This is a genomic window from Levilactobacillus koreensis JCM 16448 (assembly GCF_001435525.1).
Taxonomy (GTDB): domain Bacteria; phylum Bacillota; class Bacilli; order Lactobacillales; family Lactobacillaceae; genus Levilactobacillus; species Levilactobacillus koreensis.
The window spans coordinates 28,402-50,217 of record NZ_AZDP01000106.1; the positions used below are offsets into that span (position 1 = coordinate 28,402).

A 21,816-nucleotide genomic window follows, 5' to 3' on the forward strand; every position below is an offset into this window, starting at 1 on the left:
ACCCGTATCTGCCGACCTCTCGGCTTACACAGCGTGAGTAGACGACGGAGATAATGGCTGTAACAGTCACTATCGATTGGTCCGAAAGCACTAAGTCTCCAGGTTTTCCGACCGTTGTTGTGGTAAAACATAATCTGAGCCGGAGGAGGACAGGGATGCAGCCAGCCGTGGAGGTGGTGTTAGCTGGCGATTTTAAGCCAGCTTACACCACGGGCGACTTTGGAGACACGCGGTCTTCGTGGCTTCAAAGCGAGCGAGAAGACTGGTGATTTTCCAGTCTGAAGTGTCCCCACAGCAGGCGGAATCCCTGTCAGCCGGAGTGCGGCAATTTTACACTATCTTACGAAACATACCCGCAGACTCAGTGACTGTTATTGTGAAGCCATCAGTCAGAGCCAGAGGGTAACCAACTTAAAGTATGTCTGTTCCAGCTAGCCTTCCTCACTGTTCAAGGACATGACTAACACGTTTTCGGAGTAGTTGACGTACTGCCGGAGATGGGAGGCCATGTTCCAGGTAATGTTACCGGCCTCCAAGAGGTTCTGAATTCCCGACCGTTCGGCCCCGAGTGCCCGCACCCGTAACTTGTTGATTTGGTGCTGGTACTCTTCCTCGTGGGTCGGTGCCGTTTCGGCCTTAGCGCGTTCAATGCGGTTACGGTATTGGACCAGTAAGTGGTAGACCGCCTGGTTATCGAACTGCGTCTCGTCCACGTCGGAACTGGCAAGATACTGCGACAACGACTTGATGGCCGCCTTCGCCGTTTCCCGCTCAACCAAATTGTTCTCGGCATGTAGCCGCTCCGTATTCTCCGAATGCAACCAGTAAGCTGCGTTTCTGAACATATGCTTGAAGAAGATGCGCCAGTACTTCAGGACGCTTGGCATGGTGTGACCGGCGACCTGCGTCAACCGGCTCTCCATATTTTCAATTCGCCGGAGCGCCCCAACATAGCTGGTCTGGGTAATCTTCTCCGCTTGGCGTAGCTCCTTCAGCGACTCACGTTCACCGGCTAACGTGACCTGGCGCAGACGAATCTCATCGTCCAAGACCTTCTGCATAGCTGTGTCGGCCCGGTAATTCATTTCCAACCGACGAATAATGAATTGATAATCTAAGATCAGATCATACGCCGCCCGCTGATTGTTCGGTCGCCGTAACTCTTCAATTTTAGAAATGGCCAGCCGCATGATGTAGGCCCGCGCCTCATCCTCACTGATCTGCCGCACTGGATCGGCTGGAATCTCCTCACCATCGGCATCCAAATCAATCTCGTTGGCTCCTTCATCGCTCGCACTCGCCCGCGTCTGTAGCGGTTGTCCGGACGTTGAAATCAGCGGTAAGGTCACCGTAGCGGCCACCAAACTAATGATAATGACTCCGGATGCCACAAAGAGCATCAGTGCCCGCGTTGGAAAGCCGGCGCCGGATGCCACGGTCATTGGTACGGAAAGGACCCCGGCCATGGTCACGGCCCCCCGCACGCCAGACAGGCCGGACAGAATCGACATCCGAATCCCTGGTCGTTCCTTCCGCGAGCGGTTATTTAAGCGTTCGTACAGCACGTACCCGTAAGTCCAGACTGTCCGAATTACCACGATGATCACCCAAGTAATCAGGGCAAAGAACAGGGCTTCCCAGGTGTTAAATTGACCACCCTTGATGACCTGTGACGTGGCCACGGGCAATTCGATTCCTAAAATCACAAAAACGATCCCGTTTAACGAGTAGATAATAATGTCCCAAACTTTTTCTGTGACCAATTTTAATTCAGGTGAATCCTCAACGATCCGGTTTTCCCGGGCGTGGTAGAGAACTCCCGCCGTGACCACGGCAATCACCCCAGAGGCATGCGTAATCTCTTCAGTCACCAGGTAGACCACGAATGGCGTGGCAATCTGCAGGACCGTGTTGAAAATCACGTCATCGATCCCCTGCCGCCGTAAGATATCCATCAGCAACTGAATGGCCGTCATAATGATCAGCCCAGACAAGAACCCCACGATACTGATGTAGAAGAAATCGCCCACGGCCGTTCCCATCGAAAAGGCCCCCGTGACCGTCGCCGCAATCGCGTATTTAAAAGCGATCAGCCCGCTGGCATCGTTGATCAAGCTTTCGCCGCTGACCAGATGCAACAGACTTTCCGGTAACTTGGCTTGCTTCGAAATCGACTGCACCGCCACCGGATCGGTCGGTGATAAAATAGCCGCCAACGCAAACGCCACGGTTAACGGCATTTTCGGGATCAACTCGTAGATCAGGAAGCCCCCTAAAATCGTGGTTAAGAAGACTAACCAGATGGCGTTAGCAAAAATCGGTCCGCGTAGTCGCCAAAGTTCCCGCCGGGGGAAGCGCCGGCCATCATTATACAGCAATGGCGCAATGAACAAGAGCAAGAACCAATCAGTCTCTAGTGGCACCTCAAACTGCCAAACTAAGGCCACGATAAGGCCCAGCGCAATTTGAATCAGGCTGACTGGAATAAACGTGAGGTAGTGACTGATAATATTAGAGAACAGAACTAACACGATCAACAGGATCACTGCTTCAACAATAGGCACATATGGTTCCCCCTTTTTCTATTTTTCGGTCGTTGGCTTCTCGCCAATGATGCGGACTTCTGTTTCCAAGTGAACGTTATCTTCTTTTAAAATAACTTCTTGAATATGGTGAATCAAATCTAAATAATCCGTGGCCGTCGCATGGTCGATGTTCACGATGAACCCGGCATGTTTCGTGGAAACCTGGGCGCCACCCCACTTCAGGCCCTGCAAACCAGCCTCTTGAATCAGTTGGCCGGTATAGTGACCAACGGGCCGTTTGAAAACACTCCCACAGGAAGGCAAGTCCAACGGCTGTTTAGCGGCTCGCCGGGCGTTCAGATCATCCATTTTAGCTTGAATGGCAGCGCCATCCCCAATCGTCAAGGCAAAGGTTGCTGACAAAACAATGTCGTGGTAATCCTGAATGGAGCTGTGGCGGTAACCGAAGTCGAGCTCTTTGTTCGTCAACTGCCGAATCTCACCCTCTGGTGTCAAGACTTCCGCGGACAACGCGACTTCACTGATCTCACCGCCATAGGCTCCGGCGTTCATGAAGAGCGCACCACCCACGCTACCGGGAATCCCAGCAGCGAATTCCAAGCCACTCAACGAATGGCTTTGGGCAACTTGAGTCGTCTTAATTAACGATGCTCCAGCTTCGGCAGTGACCGTTTGACCCGTGCTGGTAATCTGGTTCATTTCGGTCAGAATCATCACCAAGCCCCGGATACCGCCGTCACGAACGATTAAATTACTGGCATTTCCCACGACCGTCACGGCCAAGTCTTCTTGCTTGGCATAAGCCAACAAGGACTTGGTCTCCTGAACGTTCGTTGGAAAGACTAAATAGTCGGCGGGTCCCCCGGTCTTCGTATACGTATAGTGGGCCAAGGGCTCATTACGCAAAATTTTTACCGCAGGAAACACCGTTGCTATATCTTCCATCATCGTGATTATCCTCTCGTTTCGCAAAGATTTACGTGAGTCTGAGCCATAATCCCCAGACTCTTTTTGCGCCTCTAAACTTATATTTCTGAAACGTGCGCCAAAGGGCAACTGGCTTCGCTTAAGCCTGAAAACCCAGCCATCCCAGAATCGGGATTACTCGATCATCAGCCTTAATGCGTACCGGCTAACCGCCTTTAGGCCCACTCTCATTAATCGTCAATAGACCTATTTTACCATGAAAACTAGTCAGACCGACGGCGAACGCTTCATTTTCAGTAAAATCTCTTAATCCTGACACCGACGCGATTGCTGTGACCGTTAAACGCTCTGGTGCGTTAACTTTCGCTTTTTCTGGTATACTAAAATAAGTTAGTGGAGGTGCCGAAAATGAAATTTATTTCGTGGAATGTAAACGGCCTACGGGCAATTGTGAAGAAGAATTTCGTCGAAACTTTTCAGGACTTAGATGCCGATTTCTTCGGGATTCAGGAAACCAAGTTGCAGGCAGGCCAGATTGACCTCGACCTGCCGGGGTACTATCAGTATTGGAACTATGCCGAACGCAAGGGTTATTCTGGAACGGCCCTCTTTACCAAACACAAACCGCTGAATGTCCTCTATGGCATCGATGCGCCCGACTTTGACCATGAGGGACGGACGATTACGCTAGAGTATCCCGATTTCTACGTGCTGACCTGCTACACGCCTAATTCCGGTAGCGGCCTGAAACGTCTCGATTTTCGAATGGGTTGGGAGCAAGCCTTTCTGGCATTTGTGAAGACCCTTGACGCCAAGAAACCCATTATCTTTTGTGGTGACCTAAACGTGGCCCACACGGAGATCGACCTGCGAAATCCTAAAACGAATCATAAGAACGCTGGCTTTACCGACGACGAGCGGGAAAAAATGACGGCGTTGTTAGCGGCCGGCTATACGGACACCTTCCGTTACTTCAACCCAGATGCGACCGACCGGTATTCCTGGTGGAGCTACCGATTCCACGCCCGCGACAACAACGCTGGATGGCGAATTGACTACTTTATCACCAGTCAACGTCTGGAACCACAACTTAAAAAAGCAGAAATTTTAGACCAAATCATGGGGTCCGACCACTGTCCAGTAGAATTGGACGTCGACGGACTCACCGTTTAAACGTATAAGAGAGGAAGATGTCTTTGTGAATTTTGTGGCCATGGACTTTGAAACGGCTAGTGGTAAGCGATATAGCGCTTGTTCCCTGGCCCTGACCATCGTCCGTAACAGTCAAGTTGTCGATGAATTTTACACCCTGATCAAGCCGGATACCGATTTCTTCTGGCGCAACGTCCAGATTCACGGTATCCACGAGGCTGACGTGGCCAACGCGCCGGCCTTTCCCGAAGTCTGGCAGCACATCGCGCCCTTCTTTCAACGGGATCGTCTCGTGATTGCCCACAACGCGCCGTTCGATAATGGCGTCTTACGGAGCACGCTGGAACACTATAACTTGCCGACTGCGCGGTACCTCACGCTCGACACCGTGAAGACCAGCCGCAAGTTTTTCCCCGAGTTCCCTAATCACAAGTTGAATACCGTCTGTGATGAACTCAATATCGACCTACACCATCATCACAACGCGCTTGATGACAGCCTCGCCTGTGCCAACATTCTCCTGTACGAAGCCAACCATTTTGGCACACAGCCGCTGAAATCCTTTGTGACGGTGAACGCTTAACCTTGCTGACGGGATTGCCTGCAGCTTCCAGGGACTCCGCCTGCTGTGGGGACGCTTCAGCCTGGAAGATCACCAGTCTTCTCGCTCGATTTGAAGCCACGAAGACCACGTGTCTCCAAAGTCGCCCGTGCTGTAAGCTGGCTTAAGAATCGCCAGCCAACACCACCTCCACGGCTGGCTACGTCCCTGGATTCCTTCGGCTAGGATTGTGTTTACATTTAGTAATGCGTTGAAAGTGAAAAAAGATTGGTACTGCCGCCTGACAATTCAGGTAGTACCAATCTTTTAGTTTAGTCTAGTTCTTAAACGCTAATTCAAAATGAAAACCTACTTCTTATCCCAATCGATCGGTGCTTGTTGCGCTAGGATTTGGTCGATTTGGTTCAGTTCGTCCGTCGTGAAGTCCAGGTTTTTCAGGGCTGCAACGTTATCGACAACTTGTTCTGGGCGACTAGCGCCAATCAGGACACTGGCAATTGCTGGCTGTCTGAGGTTCCAGGCCAATGCCATTTGGGCCAGACTCTGATTGCGCTGCTTGGCAACTTCATTTAACGCGCGAATCGTCTGCAGGGTCTGTTCCACTTGAGCTGGATGGAGGAACGGAATCGTTGCTTTCTTTGCTCGCGAATCTTGGGGAATCCCATTCAAGTATTTCGTCGTCAGCAGGCCTTGGCACAACGAGCTGAAGCTAATTGCTGACTTGTGTTCCCGCAACAAGACTGGCAGCACGTCGTTTTCAACTTCTCGGTTCAGCAGGTTGTAGCGGGGCTGATGAATGATAAATGGCGTATGGAGGTCCTTAAAAATATTGGCGATGGCCTGCGTCTGAGCCCCGTCGTAGTTTGAAATTCCCACGTAAAGGGTTTTTCCTGAACGCACCAATTGATCCAATGCCAGGGCCGTTTCTTCTGGATTAGTCGCCGGGTCGGCCCGATGGCTGTAGAAAATGTCAAAGTAGTCTAACCCAGTTCGTTTCAAACTCTGGTCGGCACTAGCAATAATACTTTTTCGTGAGCCCCAGTCGCCGTAAGGTCCGGGCCACATGACATAACCGGCCTTGCTGGTGATAACCATTTCATCGCGGTAGGCATGCATGTCGGTCGCCATGATCCTGCCGAAGTTTTCCTCGGCACTACCTGGTTCTGGCCCATAGTTATTGGCCAGATCATACGACGTAATTCCCAGATCAAAGGCCTGATGAATGATGGCCTTTTGATTGTCATACGCGTCCACACTCCCAAAATTATTCCAGAGCCCAAGACTGATGGCCGAAAGCTTTAACCCACTATCACCAATCCGGTTATAAATCATTTGATCGTAGCGGTGTTCGTTCGCCTGATACATATGTAAATTCCTCCTCATCGTCACTGGTTCTTGATGACACCATAGCTTAAGGATAACGCTTTCATCGTTAAAAAGGAAAGTTTGCGAAAAAATCGTTGTTGGCGAACGTTAACGGACAACTCCCAATTAACTAATTATGACCTGCTTTTTTTGAACAACATGATTAGAAGCAGTGTGCACGTGACAAGCAGACCAAACAGTATCAGTAAAAAGCTCATCACCAGATGCTCACACAAGACGTAAATAAGACTAAAAATTTCGCCAATACTTCGTGTACTCCCGATTGAATATTGCCATGGAGATGCCGTAATCCCATTTGATGTCCTTCCCTTATTATGCTTAACAAACAAGTATCCTAATTTACCCCTTAACCATGGATAGCATAATAACCAGCTAAAGAATATCCACACTGTATATGGGGTTATAGGAACCATCCAATCGTTCTTAGTACTCCAAGCAAGCAGGATTGCCATCACAACTATCCCATAGAGCAAGAACATCAAATATCTCAGCACCCTTTTCCCCATTTCAGTTTCTCTCCCTAAAGATTCTCTGATTTCCCTACAGATTACGTTCCTATTGCCAAAACGGATAATATTCTTTCTTTAGTTTCTGTATCAGTCGCTACTCTGCTCACAAATTATATCAAATAACCAAATCGCTCAATCCCCTCCCCAATACCACCTTTAGTTTTTGGAGATTACCCCTTGACTGGAGGTAGGAAATAACGAGAGTGGGACTAAGGGCGGCTAGTCAATGGGCATTAACGGCGCTAGACGAAGAATTCCAGTTCTGGATGGTTTGCCTAGCGGGTTAAGCGGAGTTGACTGCCTTTTGGCGCACGTTTCGACCATATACGTTTGGAGCGCAAAAAAGGTCTGAGACTTTTGTCCCAGACCCACTTCACTTTACCTAGTTAATGACACGCTTTTCAGACGCCATTATTTCTTCTCCAACGAATAAACCATTTCCACGGCAGTAACCTGCTCACCGTCGTCGTCCGTCACTATTTCCGGCGGCGTGGCCGTGCGCTCAAACCCCATCTTCTGGTAGAGTTTCATTGCGGCCACGTTGCGCGTCTGGACGATCAATCCCACGGCTTCCAATGTGCTTGCCGTTTCCGCCCAGTACAGGGCTTCGTCGACCAGAGCAGTCCCAATGCCCATGCGCCAGTACTTCTTCTCCACGGCGATACCGAGCTCACCCACGTTGCCTTGTGGTGTCGGCGAAATTGAGCACACACCTAGCAGCTGTCTATCAAGACTGGCCACCAACAATAAATGCCGTGGGCTCTGCCGAATCTGATTGAGCTGATCGGCCTCCTGGGCAGCACTGATTGGATCGTCGGCATCGACCAAACTAAACGTATCACTCTCTTGTTGTAATCGCGCTAGTAGCGCCAATAATTTCTTGGCATCGGCCGCCCCTGGTAGCCGAATTCTGACTTCTTCACTCATGCTTGTGCGTCCTCCAGGTGTTGAACCAGTTGACTAAAACGTTCTCCCACAGGCTCAAACCGCAACGTTCGTTGATTCTCACCGGCGTCATCGTCACGCTTGAAGACCACTCGTAAGTAGTCCGCTGGCAACTCGTCAGCGATGAAGGTCGACCACTCGATGACGTTGACCCCGTCACCATTGAAATATTCATCGAGGCCCAGTTCATCCCCGCCGCCTTCCTCCAACCGGTAAACGTCCATGTGATACAGCGGAATTCGACCACCCTGATACTCACGGATAATGGTAAAGGTCGGGCTCTTGACGTTGCGTTTGATCCCTAATCCAGCCGCTAATCCCTTAGTAAAAGTTGTCTTGCCAGCGCCAAGATCGCCGTCCAGTAAAATAACGTCTCGCGGCTGTAACCATGGTGCTAACTCTCGACCCAAGGCCATGGTGGCCTCTGGCGTCGTGACTGTGACTTCAAACATTCGACTAACCCCTTTAACGAACAAAATAATTTACGCAACAGTGCTAACTAATCCATTGCGACCGAGTCTGTATTCCCGTCATTGGTAACTCTCTCATTCAAATACTAACACGCCGGGCTTTAATTTCAACCTAACTAAAGGTTGAAAGATGAAATACCTGTCTCGTCCCAGTATCAGCAAGGATTCAAACCATTAACATAGTGTGAAATTGCCGCACTCCGGCTGCCAGGGATTCCGCCTGCTGTGGGGACGCTTCAGGCTGGGAAATCACCAGTCTTCTCGCTCGCTTTGAAGCCACGAAGGCCAAGTGTCTCCAAAGTCGCCCGTGCTGTAAGCTGGCTAATGAATGAACCGCCAGTTAACAGCACCTCCACGGCTGGCTGCACCCCTGTCCTCCTCCGGCTCTGACTGTGCTTTACAACGACAGCAGTCGGAAGACATGAAGGCTTAGCGTTTTCGGTCCAATCGATAACGACTGTTACAGTCATTATCTCCGTCGTCTACGCACACTGTGTAAGCCGAGAGGTCGGCAGATATGGGCTCAGGCGTGTCGTTCTACTTAGCTGGCGATTCTTGCCGGCTTAGTAGAAAACCAAGCTTGGAGACTCGGTTCTTTCGAGGCTTCAAGTTGTGTTCGCCCCGATCCAGCCCATATCTGCCGGCCGGTAAGGCGAAGGAACTATCAGGTTGCCTAGTTTTAGTCTCACTGTTGTTGCTAGAGCAGACATGACTGGCATCTTGGAACTTTCAACCTTTAGTCAACCTAACAAATAATACCCGGACTGCTGATAAATAGCAATCCGGGTACTCATTTGACGTGATTAAATTTAGAAACTCATCTTATTTAATGGATTCCGCAGCCGTAATGATGGCTACCTTGTAAACGTCTTCTTCGTTGCAACCACGAGACAAGTCAGAAACTGGCTTGTTCAAGCCTTGCAAGATTGGGCCGATTGCTTCAAAGCCACCGAAGCGTTGGGCAATCTTGTAGCCGATGTTCCCGGATTGGAGTTCTGGGAAGACAAAGACATTGGCGTGACCAGCAACCTTGGAACCTGGTGCCTTTTGAGCGGCAACACTAGGCACGAAGGCAGCGTCAAATTGTAATTCACCATCAACGGGTAAATCAGGGGCCGTTTCGTGAGCAATCTTCGTGGCTTCTTGAACCTTGGTAACCATGTCACCCTTGGCAGAACCCTTGGTAGAGAAGCTTAACAGGGCAACCTTAGGGTCGATGTCAAAGACCTTTGCCGTCTGGGCACTCTCAACGGCAACCTCAGCCATTCCGGCAGCATCGAGTTCAATGTTGATGGCACAGTCAGCGAAGACGTAACGTTCGTCACCCTTTTGCATGATGAACGCTCCACTGATACGGCGAACGCCCTCTTTGGTCTTAATAATTTGTAAGGCTGGACGAACCGTGTCCCCGGTAGCGTGAACCGCACCAGAAACCATCCCGTCAGCCTGGCCCATGTAGACCATCATCGTCCCAATGTAATTAGGGTCTTCCAACATTTTTGCGGCTTGTTCAGGGGTGTTCTTCCCTTTACGCCGAGCCACTAAAGCATCCAGCATTTCTTTGTGCTGGTCAGCGGGAATGGTGGCTGGATCGATCAACGTGATCGGTGCCAAATCGATGGCGTGGTTCGTTGCCGTCGTTTCAACATCAGCTTGGTTCCCCAAAACAATAACCTTGATTAAACCATCAGCGGCTAACCGACTAGCGGCGCCCAGAACCCGTGGGTCCTCCCCTTCAGGGAAAACGATGGTTTTGTTTTTACCAGTAATTTTTTGCTTAAGACTATCGAAAAGTTCCATAGATGATGACCTCCATAAAATATCCCACGAATCAATTCTCTTCTATGCCTGGTTAGATGCAGTGGTTGGCCCATCATCAACGGTAACGTGTTCTGGCAGCTGCCAATCGATGGGGGTTTCCCCTAATGATGTGAGTGCGATGTTGGTCTTTGAAAATGGCTTGGAGCCAAAGAAGCCGCGATAAGCGGACAGTGGGCTCGGATGGGGCGACTGCAAAACAATGTTGGTCTGCGTATCGATCAACTTAATCTTGGACCGCGCCGCACTGCCCCACAGAATGAAGACAACGGGTTCAGGTCGCTCAGATAATTTTGCAATAGCGGCGTCCGTTAACCGTTCCCAACCGTGCCCTTGATGTGAAAAGGCCTTGCCGTCACGAACGGTCAACACAGAGTTCAACAGGAGCACGCCCTGCTTCGCCCACTTTTCCAAATAGCCATGGTTAACTGGCTTGATTCCGAGATCACTCTCGAGTTCCTTATAAATATTCTGCAACGACGGTGGAATCGGCGTTCCCGGCATAACAGAAAAACTACACCCATGGGCTTGTCCCGGATTGTGGTACGGGTCTTGCCCCAAAATGACCACTTTAACCTGACTAAACGGCGTCCAATCGAACGCTGTAAAAATATGGTACATATCCGGGTCAATTCGGTAGTGTTGATATTCCTCCACTAAGAATTGACGAAGCTCTTGGTAGTAGCTCTGCTCAAATTCGGGCTCAAGTACCGGCCACCAGTCATTATGAATAAACGGTTTCATTCCCAACACCTCGCCTTTTATTCTATCATAACGTCAGCCGAAATGATATTATCGAACGTCTCCTCGCAAAACATGGTAAAATGAGTTCAAATGGTTTTACTGACCAAACAAAGGAGGTGCCCCATGCGTAAATTGTACCTGAATCAGGCTGCCCTTTCCGCTCGGGCAACTACGGTTATTCGGGATGCGGATAACCAGTCACGCTACCTTCTAGTTGGTAAATGGGGAATGCGAGCGGACGTGCTGTCCGTCTACACGATTGCGGGGGAACTAGAAGCCGAAGTTAAACAGGAAACCCTCGGGCTACTACCCAAATTTCGCCTACTGTACCATCGGCAAACGGCGGGCCGCGTCAACAAGACCTTTGGTGTAATCCGTGAAGTCTTGTTTGTCCGGGGACTCAATTGGGTCATCTTAGGTAACCTGAATAACGGCCACTTTCGCATTACCCACGGTAAGGACACGATTGCCACAATTGACCAGGTTCGGGCGTCCGGCGGTGCAACGGTGGAGCTCACCATTGATCAACCCGACCACGAAGCATTAGTCATCTGTTTAGCGGCCATTCTCGACCGGTGGGCCAAGCACCAGCAACACGCTTTCAATCCGTTAAAGAACCGTGCGCTCAACCCCGGCACACTGCCGTCTGGCGTTGTCCCTTTCACCACTAAAAATAAATATCGTTAACGCAAAACGACCCGGGACAATGTCTCGGGTCGTTTTTCTCTATTCTGTGGCTGGGTCGAACGTTATGTATCAACTCTTTATCAAATGATAACACATTTCGTTGATAATTTAAATGAATAACCCTTGTAATATTTTCAATTTAAAAGTTTAATCAGACAACTAACTTTCACCCTATACTCGAATCTGCCTATTCCCTTAGGCCAAGCAAAAGGGCCCGAGACAACTGTCCCAGCCCCCAGCCTGACAATCAGTAATCAAACGTTCAGTACCTTATCCAGAAACTCGCGGGTTCGCGCATTCTGTGGGTGCTCGAAGACGGCAGCTGGTGTGCCAGCCTCTTGGATAATACCATCATCCATAAAAACAACCTGATCGGCAACATTTTTGGCAAATCCCATCTCATGGGTGACGACCACCATGGTCATGCCATTTTCCGCCAGCTGCTGCATCACGTGGAGCACATCCCCCACCATCTCGGGATCAAGCGCAGACGTGGGTTCATCAAACAACATGATCTCTGGATCCATTGCCAAGGCCCGGGCAATTGCCACGCGCTGTTGTTGCCCACCAGATAGTGAATTGGGCATGGCCGTTGCCTTATCCTCCAGCCCAACTTGGGCCAAGAGTTTTTTTGCCTGGTCGCTAGCCACAGCGACACTTACCCCCTTTAGTTGGGTTGGCCCCAGGGTAATATTCTTCAAAACCGACAGATGGGGAAATAAGTTAAAGTGCTGAAAGACCATGCCGATATTTTCCCGAATCTGATTTAAATTGACGTGTGGATCACCAATCCGCTGACCGTCAACCTCGACTGTCCCGCTCGTGATCTCTTCCAAACCGTTTAGACAGCGTAAAAAGGTACTCTTTCCGGAACCCGAAGGCCCAATCATACATAGGACCTCCCGCGCATACACATCTAGTGTGATGCCCTTCAAGACCTCGTTACCAGCGAAAGCCTTGTGCAAATCTGCGACGTGAATCTTAACTGGAGTTGTGCCCATAACCTGTTAACCTCCCGAATAATCCATTCTAGACAAAAAGCCTGGGACAACCCCCAGGCCTTTCGTGTCTCTAAATCTATATTGCCGAAACGTGTGCCCCAAGTCATCAGTAACGTTTCATGACCCGCGCAATCTGACGGTCTTGTTCCCGTCGCTTAATGGTTTCTCGCTTGTCAAATTCACGTTTCCCTTGCGCAACGCCAATCAATACCTTGGCAAAACCATGCTTCAGGTAGACCTTCAGTGGGACCAGGGTAACCCCCTTGTCCCTTGTGGCAAGACCCAAACGCCGAATCTCCTTCTTGTGTAACAGGAGTTTCCGGTTACGTAGCGGGTCGTGATTGAACCGGTTACCTTGAACGTACTCACTGATGTGAACGTTCATTAACCAAGCTTCGTTATTTCGAATCTGCGCGAAACCATCTTGCAAATTAATTCGCCGTTCTCGCATCGACTTGATTTCGGTTCCCGTCAAAACGAGTCCCGCCTCAATCGTATCCGTCACCGTGTACTCATGACGGGCCTTTCGATTTTGAGCTAAAACATTATCTGGTGTTTTCTTGGACTTTTTCTTAGCCAAGTTCTGTCACCTCGCTTAGTGACGACCACCTTGTGAGTTGTTACGGTGTTGGCCACCATTACCATTGGAATTATTCCGTTGGTGATTGCCGCCATTACTCCCGTGTTGGTTCGATGGTCGTTGATTCCCATTACGGTGATTGCCATTACGGTTACCACCGCTGTGTTGATTGTTGCCGTTACCATTGCTACGACCGTTACTGTTGTTCCGGCCGTGGAAATTGCCACCGCGAGAACGGTGCTCACGGTGTGGTAACAAGTCACTCGTTGGTGCTGCCTCTGGATTTAACAATTCAAAGTCAATTTCACTCTGTTCTTTATCCACGTGAATGACCTTCACCCGAATTGGTTGCCCGATCCGGTAAGTCCGCCGCGTATTGCGACCAACCAAGGCCAAGTATTTTTCAACGTATTCATAGTAGTCATCTTGCATCCGACTGATGTGAATCAGTCCTTCGATGGTGTTTGGTAATTCGACGAACATCCCAAACTTCATGACGGAACTAACGACGGCATCAAATTCTTCACCAACGTGGTCAGCCATGTATTCAGCCATCTTCATGTCATTGGTATCACGTTCTGCATCAATGGCCCGCCGTTCAGCTTCGGACGTATGCACACCGATCTCTTCCAAGATAGGGGCAAACTTTTCCTTGCTGGCATCGTTGATCCCATGGTCTTCGTAATAGTGAATCATCCGGTGAACCATGGTATCTGGGTAACGCCGGATTGGTGACGTAAAGTGGGTGTAGAATTCCGCCCCCAACCCAAAGTGACCTAAGGATTGATCGGCATAACGGGCTTGCTTCAAGCTCCGTAACATCATTACGGAAACCATAGCTTCCTCTGGCTTCCCAGCAACCTGCTTTAAGACGCCCTGTAACATCTTAGGACGCAAGTGGTTCGGGTCACCCTTAACGTTGATCCCAAAGGCCGTTAAGAACTCGAAGAAGCTCCGGACACGGTCACCATCTGGCGTTTCGTGAACCCGGTAAAGGAATGGCACTTTAGCACGGAAGTAATGTTCCGCAACCGTTTCGTTGGCAGCCAACATAAAGGATTCAATCATCCGTTCAGCCAAGCCACGGGTCCGTAGCTTAACATCAATGGCGTGTCCCTTGTCATCCACAATAATTTCAGCTTCGCGGTCATCGAAATCAATGGCCCCCCGCCGCTTCCGTTGCTTCAGCAAGATCTTGTGTAATTCGCCCATTTGTTCAAACATTGGAACGAGTTCCTTGTAACGGTCCATCGTCAATTGGTCATGGGATTCCAAGATTTGGTTAACGGCCGTGTAGGTCATCCGTGCCTTAGAACGCATAACGGATGGGTGAATCCGATGCTTTACAACGTGACCTTCTGGATTGATTTCCATGTCACAGCTCATGCACAACCGAAGTTCGCCTTCGTTTAACGAACAGATTCCGTTGGATAAGCGCCGTGGCAACATTGGAATAACCCGGTCAGTCAGGTACACACTGGTGCCCCGCTTGTAGGCTTCCTTGTCCAGAATCGAATTTTCTTGCACGTAATGCGAAACGTCCGCAATGTGGACCCCTAAATGATAGTTCCCATTAGGCAACTTCCAAACGGTAACGGCATCATCCAAGTCTTTCGAAGACTCGCCATCAATGGTGACCAAGTCTTGTTTAGTGATGTCTTCTCGACCGGCCATTTCTTCTGGCAAGACGTGGTCTGGAATTTCGTCAGCGGCCTGCATCACTTCTTCAGGAAACTCTGATGGAATGTTGTGTTGGTAGACAATCTGTAAGATGTCAATACCAGGATCATCCACGCTCCCAATGACTTGCTTGGCAATCCCTACCATGGCATCTGGATGTTCTGCGCTTGGATATTCCGTAATTTCTGCGGTCACCACTTCACCCGGTGTCGGGTTCAAGCCAACGTTAGTCACGTAGAACTTGTACTTCATAATTTTCTTGTCAGTCAAACGAACTTGGCCTAAGTAACCGGCGTCGTCATCGGTCTGGAAGAACTCACCGACGACTTGTTCGTAGTGGTGTTCCACAATTTCTGTGACTTTACCTTCTGGTCCCTTGCCACTACGAGGATCACCAGCCCGGACGATTTCGATCTTAACCGTATCGCCGTTCAAAGCCCGTAACGTATTATCAGGCGCAATATAAGCGTCTGGTTCAATCTTATTTTCATCGTAAGCAACGAAGCCGAAGCCCTTGTCGTTACCATGGAAGATCCCGGTCAACGTCCGTTGGCTAGGGTCCAATTGAAAATGACCGTGGTCGGTAACTTGTACCAAACCATCCCGTTCCAGTTGTGCTAACTCTTGTACGATCAGCTTAAAAGCGGCTGAACCGTGGTAATGTAGCGCATCTGAAATATCTTCTACTGTGTAGTTCTGGTCCGAGTGTGCTCGGAAGAACGCTGTTAAATCGGTTCTTAATGTATTATCTTGCACTATCGATTCCTCGTTATTTTTAAAAGATTGTGTGTAAAAAAGTTAAAATATCTGTTTCCAGAGCATGGTGAGCCGCATTCACGGTTAGAACATGGCCCGCTCCCGCATACTCATGGAAATCAATTTGATTAGTTGGATAAGCATCCGCCAACCACTTACCGGACCGGGGGTCGATCATCTGATCGGCATCCCCCTGAGCGATAAAGACGGGTTGCTTGATTCTGTCTAGGTGAGTCGCTGTGGTATCCGCAAAGGCCTGAATGGCTGTCAGTTGCGCATCGAGATGCGCCTGTAACCAAGCCAACCGTTGCGCCAGTTCTTCAGCAGACAGGTGTTGGGCCGCATAAGCTGCACGAGCCATTTCAATAAAGGCACTGGGGACATTGGTCTGTCCCTTAAAAATCACCGGAGACGCAATCGTTCCCCCACCCAGCAGAGTCGCATCCATTTGCAATGCCCGAGTGGCGAATAAACCACCCAAAGACAGGCCAAAGATGGCAATCTGTTGGTAGCCACGTTGACGCAAGAACGCAATGGCATCCTGTGTATCCTGCCACCACCGTTGCGGGGATCCTTCTCTCAGAATATCTGCAGGGTCACCCGTTGCGTGGCCGGCAAAAATCGGTGCCAGCACGGTATAATGCTCGCTTTCTAACCGCCGCGCCAACAAGCGCATATCGTTAGAACTACCCGAATAGGCATGGAGCAGAATAACTGCTCGGGGTCCCTGCTCGAAAAAGAGCGGGGTTGGTTTTCGAATCATGTCAAACCACCACTTTCCGCTATTTTTAGATAGTCTGTAAAAAAGCCCCCTGTAACAAACGAACAGGAGGCCACTTCTCTAGTGTGAAGATAGATATACTAAAGCCATTGCCAGTCCAAAGAAAAGTGCACCTAAGACAACCGTGACCTTCTGCATGAATGCTTCAAAGCCCCGGGGCTTCGCCTTCGCAAACAGGTCATCCGCACCACCAGATAAAGCGGACAACGCGTCATTGGTCTTAGCGGGCTGCATCATTACCGCAACAATGATGAGCACGGCGACAATTAAAATACACGTCATTAAAAAATTATACACAAATTTGCCTCCTACCTATTCAAATAGGTCTAATAGGTCTAACTATACTCTTCCTAATTTATCATAGTCAGCCCGTTTTTACCAGTCCCGAGCTTGCTTAATTCGGGATATTCTGATGCACATCGTTTCGCCGAATACGGTCTAACTGCTGCCGCACGTAGGCTCGATTCCGCTGATACGTGAAAATTATCAACGTGTCACCCGTTCTGAGAATGGTGTCTCCATGGGGAATAACCTCGCGTTCACCCCGACGGACACTAACGAGCAACGAGCCCACTGGCCAGGACAAATCCCGAACCTGTTCACCGGCGATTTCAGAACTTTCCTCCACCGGATACTCTAGTCGATCCGTTGGTCCCTGCGAACTGGACACGGCTGGTTTAACCATCCGTTCCAACATCGCCTCGTAAATAGGCGCACCACCCAAAATATCAACGGTAATGTACGCAACGATCGACACAACTGCCAAGGGCATCAAGTGCTGCAACGTCCCGACCATTTCTGTAATTAATAGAATTGCTGTGAATGGTGCCTTAGAAATTCCGGCAAAATAGCCTGCCATTGCGTAAATCATAAAGTTAGCCACAAACATTTTTGGCAGCCAACCTAACTCCACAAAACTCCGGGCACCGATTGCACCTAGCAAAGCCCCTAGCGTCAGAATTGGTAAGAAAATCCCACCAGGTAGACCTGACCCATAACTAATCGTTGAGAAACAGAACCGGAGAATGAAGTAACCGATCAGCGGTATCAGCAAAGGCGTATGCTGAGCGAAGCCAACGATCATCTGATTCCCGCCGCCCAACGTCTCAGGCCACAATAAGCCAATTGGAATAATCAGTAAGAATGGCACGACGCCGTTTAGCCATTGTGGCAACACCTTCAGTTTAGCATACCAATCCCCACTATGTAACGTTGCCCACTGATAGCCAAAGCCCAGTAGTCCCAAGCCAATGCCTAAGACGAGCAGTAGCCCATAGTATTTTAACGGCAAAGCTTGCTGGAAGTTAATGTGTAAGACTGGTGTGAGTCCAAAAACTTCATTCGACACGAAATTAGCGACGACCGCACTGGTTAGCGCCGTCAACCATACCAACGTTGAAAAGCTGTGGTAGACTTCTTCCAAAATAAACAGTGTCGAGGCAATTGGCGCATTGAAGGCCGCTGAGAGACCAGCAGCGGCCCCACCGGCAATCATCAATCGCCGACGAGATCCCGTGAAATTCAGCCGTTCTGCGACTCCCTGGGCAACAGTCCCTCCAAGTTGAATGGAAGGTCCTTCACGCCCTAGGAAAAGTCCAGAGCCAATGCCCAGAATTCCACTGATAAACTTTTTCCAAAGAGCCGGCCACCAGGCATAGTCCAGCTCGCCAGCCAGTTGTCCTTCAATCTGTGGAATCCCAGACCCTTTGATCATCGGTGTCTGCTTCGTCCAACGGCCAACGATGACCGCCAAAATCAGCATCAAAATTACCCAAGGAATGAGCCACAATGGGTGTTGACCAAGCCACCCGTAACATCCCTGAGCCAAGATTAGGAGGCGCTCAATGGCCAAGCGAAACACACTCACGACGGCTCCAGCTAATAACCCGACTAAACTTCCAAAGGCAATGGCGTTTAGTCGGGTTAGGTCGTGTTGTGTTGGTTGTTTCTGTTTCATCCGTAAGTCCCCCTACTAGTAAATAAATGTCTATTTACCAGTCTATCACAGTTGGGGGAACGTTTAACGAATAAATCGTCGATAGAGCCAGCCAGTAACCAAACTAAGTAATAGGCCTAAACCCATAATTTGTACTGACGACTGATATTCGCTGGTCTGTGGCAAGGTCCGATTGCTGTTGACCCGTGCTTTAGAACCGCTCGTTGACTTAGCAGCCGCTAGGTGTTGTTTCTGCTTCCCGCGATGCTTTCCTTTCTGCTTTGATGACTCGTTGCTAATAGGTAGCTCTTTATCAGCTTCCTCGGTAACTGCCTTAGATACTGGTCGACTTGCTGATGATGCAGTAACGGGAATCGACGCAATGTGATCACTGCCTGCATTAAGACCTGAAAGTTTGTTTGGCTTGTTTTCCAAATTGTGAGTTCCATCCAGCTCTGAACTTGGCTTGGTACCCGGCTTTGGTTTTGCATCCGGGTATGGTGTTGGTTGTGGTTCCGGCTTTGGTTCCGGCTTTGGTTCCGGCTTTGGCTCTGGTTGTGGTTCTGGCTTCGGCTTCGGCTTTGGTTCTGGTTTCGGCTCTGGTTGCGGTCCTGGTTCTGGTTCTGGCTTTGGCTCTGGCTGTGGCTCCGGCTTTGGTTCTGGTGTTGGTTCTGGTTCTGGCTTTGGTTCAGGTTTCGGCTCTGGTTGTGGCTTCGGTTGTGGTTCTGGTTCTGGCTTTGGTTCTGGTTGTGGCTTCGGTTCTGGTGTTGGCTCTGGCTTTGGTTCCGGCTTTGGCTCTGGTTTTGGCTTCGGTTCTGGTGTTGGTTCTGGCTCTGGCTTTGGTGTTGGTTCAGGTTTCGGCTCTGGTTGTGGCTTCGGTTCTGGTTCCGGCTCTGGTTGTGGCTTTGGTGTTGGTGTTGGTGTTGGTTCTGGCTCTGGCTCTGGCTCTGGCTCTGGCTTTGGTTCAGGTTTCGGCTCTGGTTGTGGCTTCGGTTGTGGTTGTGGTTCTGGTTCTGGCTTTGGTTCTGGTTGTGGCTTCGGTTCTGGTGTTGGCTCTGGCTTTGGTTCCGGCTTTGGCTCTGGTTTTGGCTTCGGTTGTGGTTCCGGCTCTGGTTGTGGCTTTGGTGTTGGTGTTGGTTCTGGTTCTGGCTCTGGCTCTGGCTTTGGCTCCGGTTGTGGCTTTGGTGTTGGTTCCGGCTCTGGTTTTGGCTTCGGTTCTGGTAATGGCTCTGGCTGTGGCTGTGGTTCCGGCTTGGGTTCCGGGACCAATTGATTCACCGGTGGCACCGTTACCGTCAGCGGTTGGACCCGCACTTGCCAAGTATCAACCGGCTTAAACACGCGTCGAGCCGTCTCTGCTGTTGTTAAACGATAACCTTCTGGTGCAACTAGCGGCACGAGCCCCCCCATCATCAATACTGCATGTGTCTTATAGCGACTCACTTGTTTACCAGCTTCATCTAAATAATTCACGACAACCGTGGCTTTAGACTTCGCAAAGTACAGGACGCTGATGGGGATTGCTTGGTTTTGCTCCAAAGCATGTTTAATAACCATAATTTGGAGACCGGGTACCTTCAACGCCGGATGTTCTGGCACCTTCTCTCCCGGTGTCACCATCTGCGTCACCTTATCAAAAAAGGTAGTCGTTTTACTCCCATCATCATTCGTCGTAGCTAATTTGTAGGTGATCTCCCACGGATAGCTCGCTGTCGTGTCAGCTAAGGCTACTTTATTCCCCACCCCCAAGCTCACTCCAGTTACTACTAAACTCATGACACCAAACGTACGTCGCCAAATTTTCATTACGCTATTCCCCCTTCGTTATAGTTAACTCCGTAGAAATAGGCTAAATATTTTTTTATTTCGCAACTTTTTCAAAAAAAAATGAGGCAAGCCCATTTCTGGACTTACCTCACATTTTTTATTCACTTTAAATTACTTGTTCACGATGGCCAGACGTGCGTCTTCGCTCAAGTTGTAGAAGGAGTGAATCCCCTTGTAATCGGAAGTCTTACCTAATTGGTCTTCGATCCGCATTAATTGGTTGTACTTAGCGATCCGTTCGCCACGGCTCATAGAACCAGTCTTGATTTGACCAGCGTTCAGAGCAACAACTAAGTCAGCGATGGTCGTGTCTTCAGTTTCACCAGAACGGTGAGAGATAACGGCCGTGTAGCCAGCTTGCTTAGCCATTTCAACGGCTTCAACAGTTTCAGTCAAAGTACCGATTTGGTTCAGCTTGATTAAGATTGAGTTGGCAACGCCCATCTTGATCCCCTTTGCCAAGTAGTCCGTGTTCGTAACGAATAAGTCGTCACCAACGATTTGGACTTTCTTGCCAAGGCGTTCAGTAGCCATTTGCCAGTCTTCCCATTCGTTTTCATCCAAAGGATCTTCGATGGAAACAACTGGGTACTTGTCAACGATGCTTTCAAGCAAGCTAACGAATTCTTCAGCAGTGTATTCCTTGCCGTCACCCTTAAGTTCGTACTTCTTGGTGTCAGCGTTGTAGAATTCTGATGAAGCACAGTCAAAGGCAATCGCAACGTCCTTACCAGGTACGTAACCGGCGTTCTTGATAGCTTCAACTAAGATTTCGAATGGTTCTTCGTTGTTCTTCAAGTCAGGAGCAAAACCACCTTCGTCACCAACGGCAGTCGAGTAGCCCTTTTCGTTCAACAAGTTCTTCAAGTTGTGGAACGTTTCGGAACCCATCCGGATAGCTTCCTTGACAGTCTTGGCACCAACAGGCATGATCATGAATTCTTGGAAGTCAACCTTGTTGTTGGCATGCTTCCCACCGTTGATAACGTTCATCATTGGCGTAGGTAAAACGTGACCATTGAACCCGCCTAAGTAGTTGTACAAAGGTTGGCCTAATTCATCAGCAGCAGCCCGTGCAGCGGCTAAGGAGACACCAAGGATAGCGTTAGCACCTAACTTACCCTTGTTTGGCGTACCGTCAAGATCGATCATAGCTTGGTCGATGGCACGTTGGTCAGTAACATCGTAGCCCACGATTTCCTTGGCGATGATGTTGTTAACGTTATCAACGGCCTTCGTAACACCCTTACCCATGAAACGACTCTTGTCGCCATCACGAAGTTCAACGGCTTCGTGTTCACCAGTAGATGCACCAGAAGGAACGATCCCACGGCCCATAGCACCGGCTTCAGTGTAGAGTTCAACTTCAACAGTTGGGTTACCACGTGAATCTAAGACTTCGCGTGCGTAAATATCAGAAATAATAGACATTTTTTGTATTCTCTCCTTAAGAAAGTTTGGCTTCACGGGAACAAGATAACAATCCCATGTTTCATTCTATAAGTTTAA

18 protein-coding genes are annotated in these 21,816 nt (G+C 49.6%); 3 read left to right on the plus strand and 15 right to left on the minus strand.

The window, feature by feature from the left end; genetic code table 11:
- Nucleotides 1–431 precede the first annotated feature (431 nt).
- Both FC99_RS09620 and murB read right to left on the minus strand, forming a co-directional pair.
- Nucleotides 432–2,564 carry a cation:proton antiporter gene (locus FC99_RS09620; protein ID WP_048732319.1) on the minus strand — a complete coding sequence of 711 codons (2,133 nt, stop codon included), beginning with the start codon at nucleotides 2,562–2,564 and terminating at the stop codon, nucleotides 432–434.
- Nucleotides 2,565–2,582: 18 nt separating this feature from the next.
- Entirely contained in the window at nucleotides 2,583–3,494 is a 912-nt protein-coding gene (gene murB / locus FC99_RS09625; RefSeq protein WP_156166877.1) for a UDP-N-acetylmuramate dehydrogenase, read from the minus strand.
- 387 nt (nucleotides 3,495–3,881) lie between these two features.
- On the opposite strand from murB, the gene FC99_RS09630 reads away from it, so the two are divergent.
- Together FC99_RS09630 and FC99_RS09635 are read left to right on the plus strand one after the other, a co-directional pair.
- A complete protein-coding gene (locus FC99_RS09630; protein ID WP_048732320.1) occupies nucleotides 3,882–4,646 on the plus strand; it encodes an exodeoxyribonuclease III in 765 nt (254 codons plus the stop codon).
- Nucleotides 4,647–4,671: 25 nt separating this feature from the next.
- The gene (locus FC99_RS09635; protein WP_048732322.1) at nucleotides 4,672–5,208 is read left to right on the plus strand and encodes a 3'-5' exonuclease; all 537 of its coding nucleotides are present in this window, start codon (nucleotides 4,672–4,674) and stop codon (nucleotides 5,206–5,208) included.
- Nucleotides 5,209–5,535: 327 nt separating this feature from the next.
- Here the strand turns inward: FC99_RS09635 and FC99_RS09640 are convergent, their stop codons facing one another.
- The 5 genes from FC99_RS09640 to FC99_RS09665 all read right to left on the minus strand — a co-directional run bounded on the left by FC99_RS09640 (nucleotide 5,536) and on the right by FC99_RS09665 (nucleotide 11,059).
- The gene (locus FC99_RS09640) at nucleotides 5,536–6,552 is read right to left on the minus strand and encodes an aldo/keto reductase (protein ID WP_048732323.1); all 1,017 of its coding nucleotides are present in this window, start codon (nucleotides 6,550–6,552) and stop codon (nucleotides 5,536–5,538) included.
- 941 nt (nucleotides 6,553–7,493) lie between these two features.
- The gene (locus FC99_RS09650) at nucleotides 7,494–8,009 is read right to left on the minus strand and encodes a GNAT family N-acetyltransferase (RefSeq protein ID WP_048732325.1); all 516 of its coding nucleotides are present in this window, start codon (nucleotides 8,007–8,009) and stop codon (nucleotides 7,494–7,496) included.
- The gene (gene tsaE / locus FC99_RS09655; protein WP_048732327.1) at nucleotides 8,006–8,479 is read right to left on the minus strand and encodes a tRNA (adenosine(37)-N6)-threonylcarbamoyltransferase complex ATPase subunit type 1 TsaE; all 474 of its coding nucleotides are present in this window, start codon (nucleotides 8,477–8,479) and stop codon (nucleotides 8,006–8,008) included. The genes FC99_RS09650 and tsaE overlap by 4 nt, the downstream gene beginning before the upstream one ends.
- An 840-nt stretch (nucleotides 8,480–9,319) precedes the next feature.
- Nucleotides 9,320–10,297: a phosphate acetyltransferase gene (gene pta, locus FC99_RS09660; RefSeq protein WP_048732328.1), complete on the minus strand. Its 978-nt coding sequence runs from the start codon at nucleotides 10,295–10,297 to the stop codon at nucleotides 9,320–9,322.
- A 42-nt stretch (nucleotides 10,298–10,339) separates the two neighbouring features.
- Entirely contained in the window at nucleotides 10,340–11,059 is a 720-nt protein-coding gene (locus tag FC99_RS09665) for a uracil-DNA glycosylase (RefSeq protein WP_048732330.1), read from the minus strand.
- Between the two features lie 123 nt (nucleotides 11,060–11,182).
- On the opposite strand from FC99_RS09665, the gene FC99_RS09670 reads away from it, so the two are divergent.
- Complete coding sequence (locus tag FC99_RS09670) at nucleotides 11,183–11,746, plus strand: LURP-one-related/scramblase family protein (protein WP_048732332.1); 564 nt, start codon at nucleotides 11,183–11,185, stop codon at nucleotides 11,744–11,746.
- A 254-nt stretch (nucleotides 11,747–12,000) separates the two neighbouring features.
- On the opposite strand, the gene FC99_RS09675 is transcribed toward FC99_RS09670, so the two are convergent.
- The 8 genes from FC99_RS09675 to eno form a co-directional block, all read right to left on the minus strand.
- The gene (locus FC99_RS09675; RefSeq protein WP_048732333.1) at nucleotides 12,001–12,747 is read right to left on the minus strand and encodes an amino acid ABC transporter ATP-binding protein; all 747 of its coding nucleotides are present in this window, start codon (nucleotides 12,745–12,747) and stop codon (nucleotides 12,001–12,003) included.
- Between the two features lie 106 nt (nucleotides 12,748–12,853).
- Nucleotides 12,854–13,327 (minus strand): SsrA-binding protein SmpB, encoded by a 474-nt coding sequence (smpB, locus tag FC99_RS09680; protein WP_048732334.1) that lies wholly within the window; start codon nucleotides 13,325–13,327, stop codon nucleotides 12,854–12,856.
- A gap of 15 nt (nucleotides 13,328–13,342) precedes the next feature.
- Nucleotides 13,343–15,763, minus strand: coding sequence for a ribonuclease R (rnr, locus tag FC99_RS09685; RefSeq protein ID WP_048736244.1), 2,421 nt, complete (start codon nucleotides 15,761–15,763; stop codon nucleotides 13,343–13,345).
- A 19-nt stretch (nucleotides 15,764–15,782) separates the two neighbouring features.
- On the minus strand, nucleotides 15,783–16,526 hold the full coding sequence (locus FC99_RS09690; protein ID WP_156166878.1) for an alpha/beta hydrolase: 744 nt from the start codon (nucleotides 16,524–16,526) through the stop codon (nucleotides 15,783–15,785).
- Between the two features lie 78 nt (nucleotides 16,527–16,604).
- The gene (gene secG, locus FC99_RS09695) at nucleotides 16,605–16,841 is read right to left on the minus strand and encodes a preprotein translocase subunit SecG (protein ID WP_048732336.1); all 237 of its coding nucleotides are present in this window, start codon (nucleotides 16,839–16,841) and stop codon (nucleotides 16,605–16,607) included.
- 97 nt (nucleotides 16,842–16,938) lie between these two features.
- Nucleotides 16,939–18,501 (minus strand): ClC family H(+)/Cl(-) exchange transporter, encoded by a 1,563-nt coding sequence (locus tag FC99_RS09700; RefSeq protein ID WP_048732337.1) that lies wholly within the window; start codon nucleotides 18,499–18,501, stop codon nucleotides 16,939–16,941.
- Nucleotides 18,502–18,564: 63 nt separating this feature from the next.
- The gene (locus FC99_RS14040; RefSeq protein WP_053083534.1) at nucleotides 18,565–20,286 is read right to left on the minus strand and encodes a hypothetical protein; all 1,722 of its coding nucleotides are present in this window, start codon (nucleotides 20,284–20,286) and stop codon (nucleotides 18,565–18,567) included.
- Between the two features lie 132 nt (nucleotides 20,287–20,418).
- The gene (gene eno / locus FC99_RS09710) at nucleotides 20,419–21,738 is read right to left on the minus strand and encodes a phosphopyruvate hydratase (protein WP_048732339.1); all 1,320 of its coding nucleotides are present in this window, start codon (nucleotides 21,736–21,738) and stop codon (nucleotides 20,419–20,421) included.
- Between the last annotated feature and the right edge of the window lie 78 nt (nucleotides 21,739–21,816).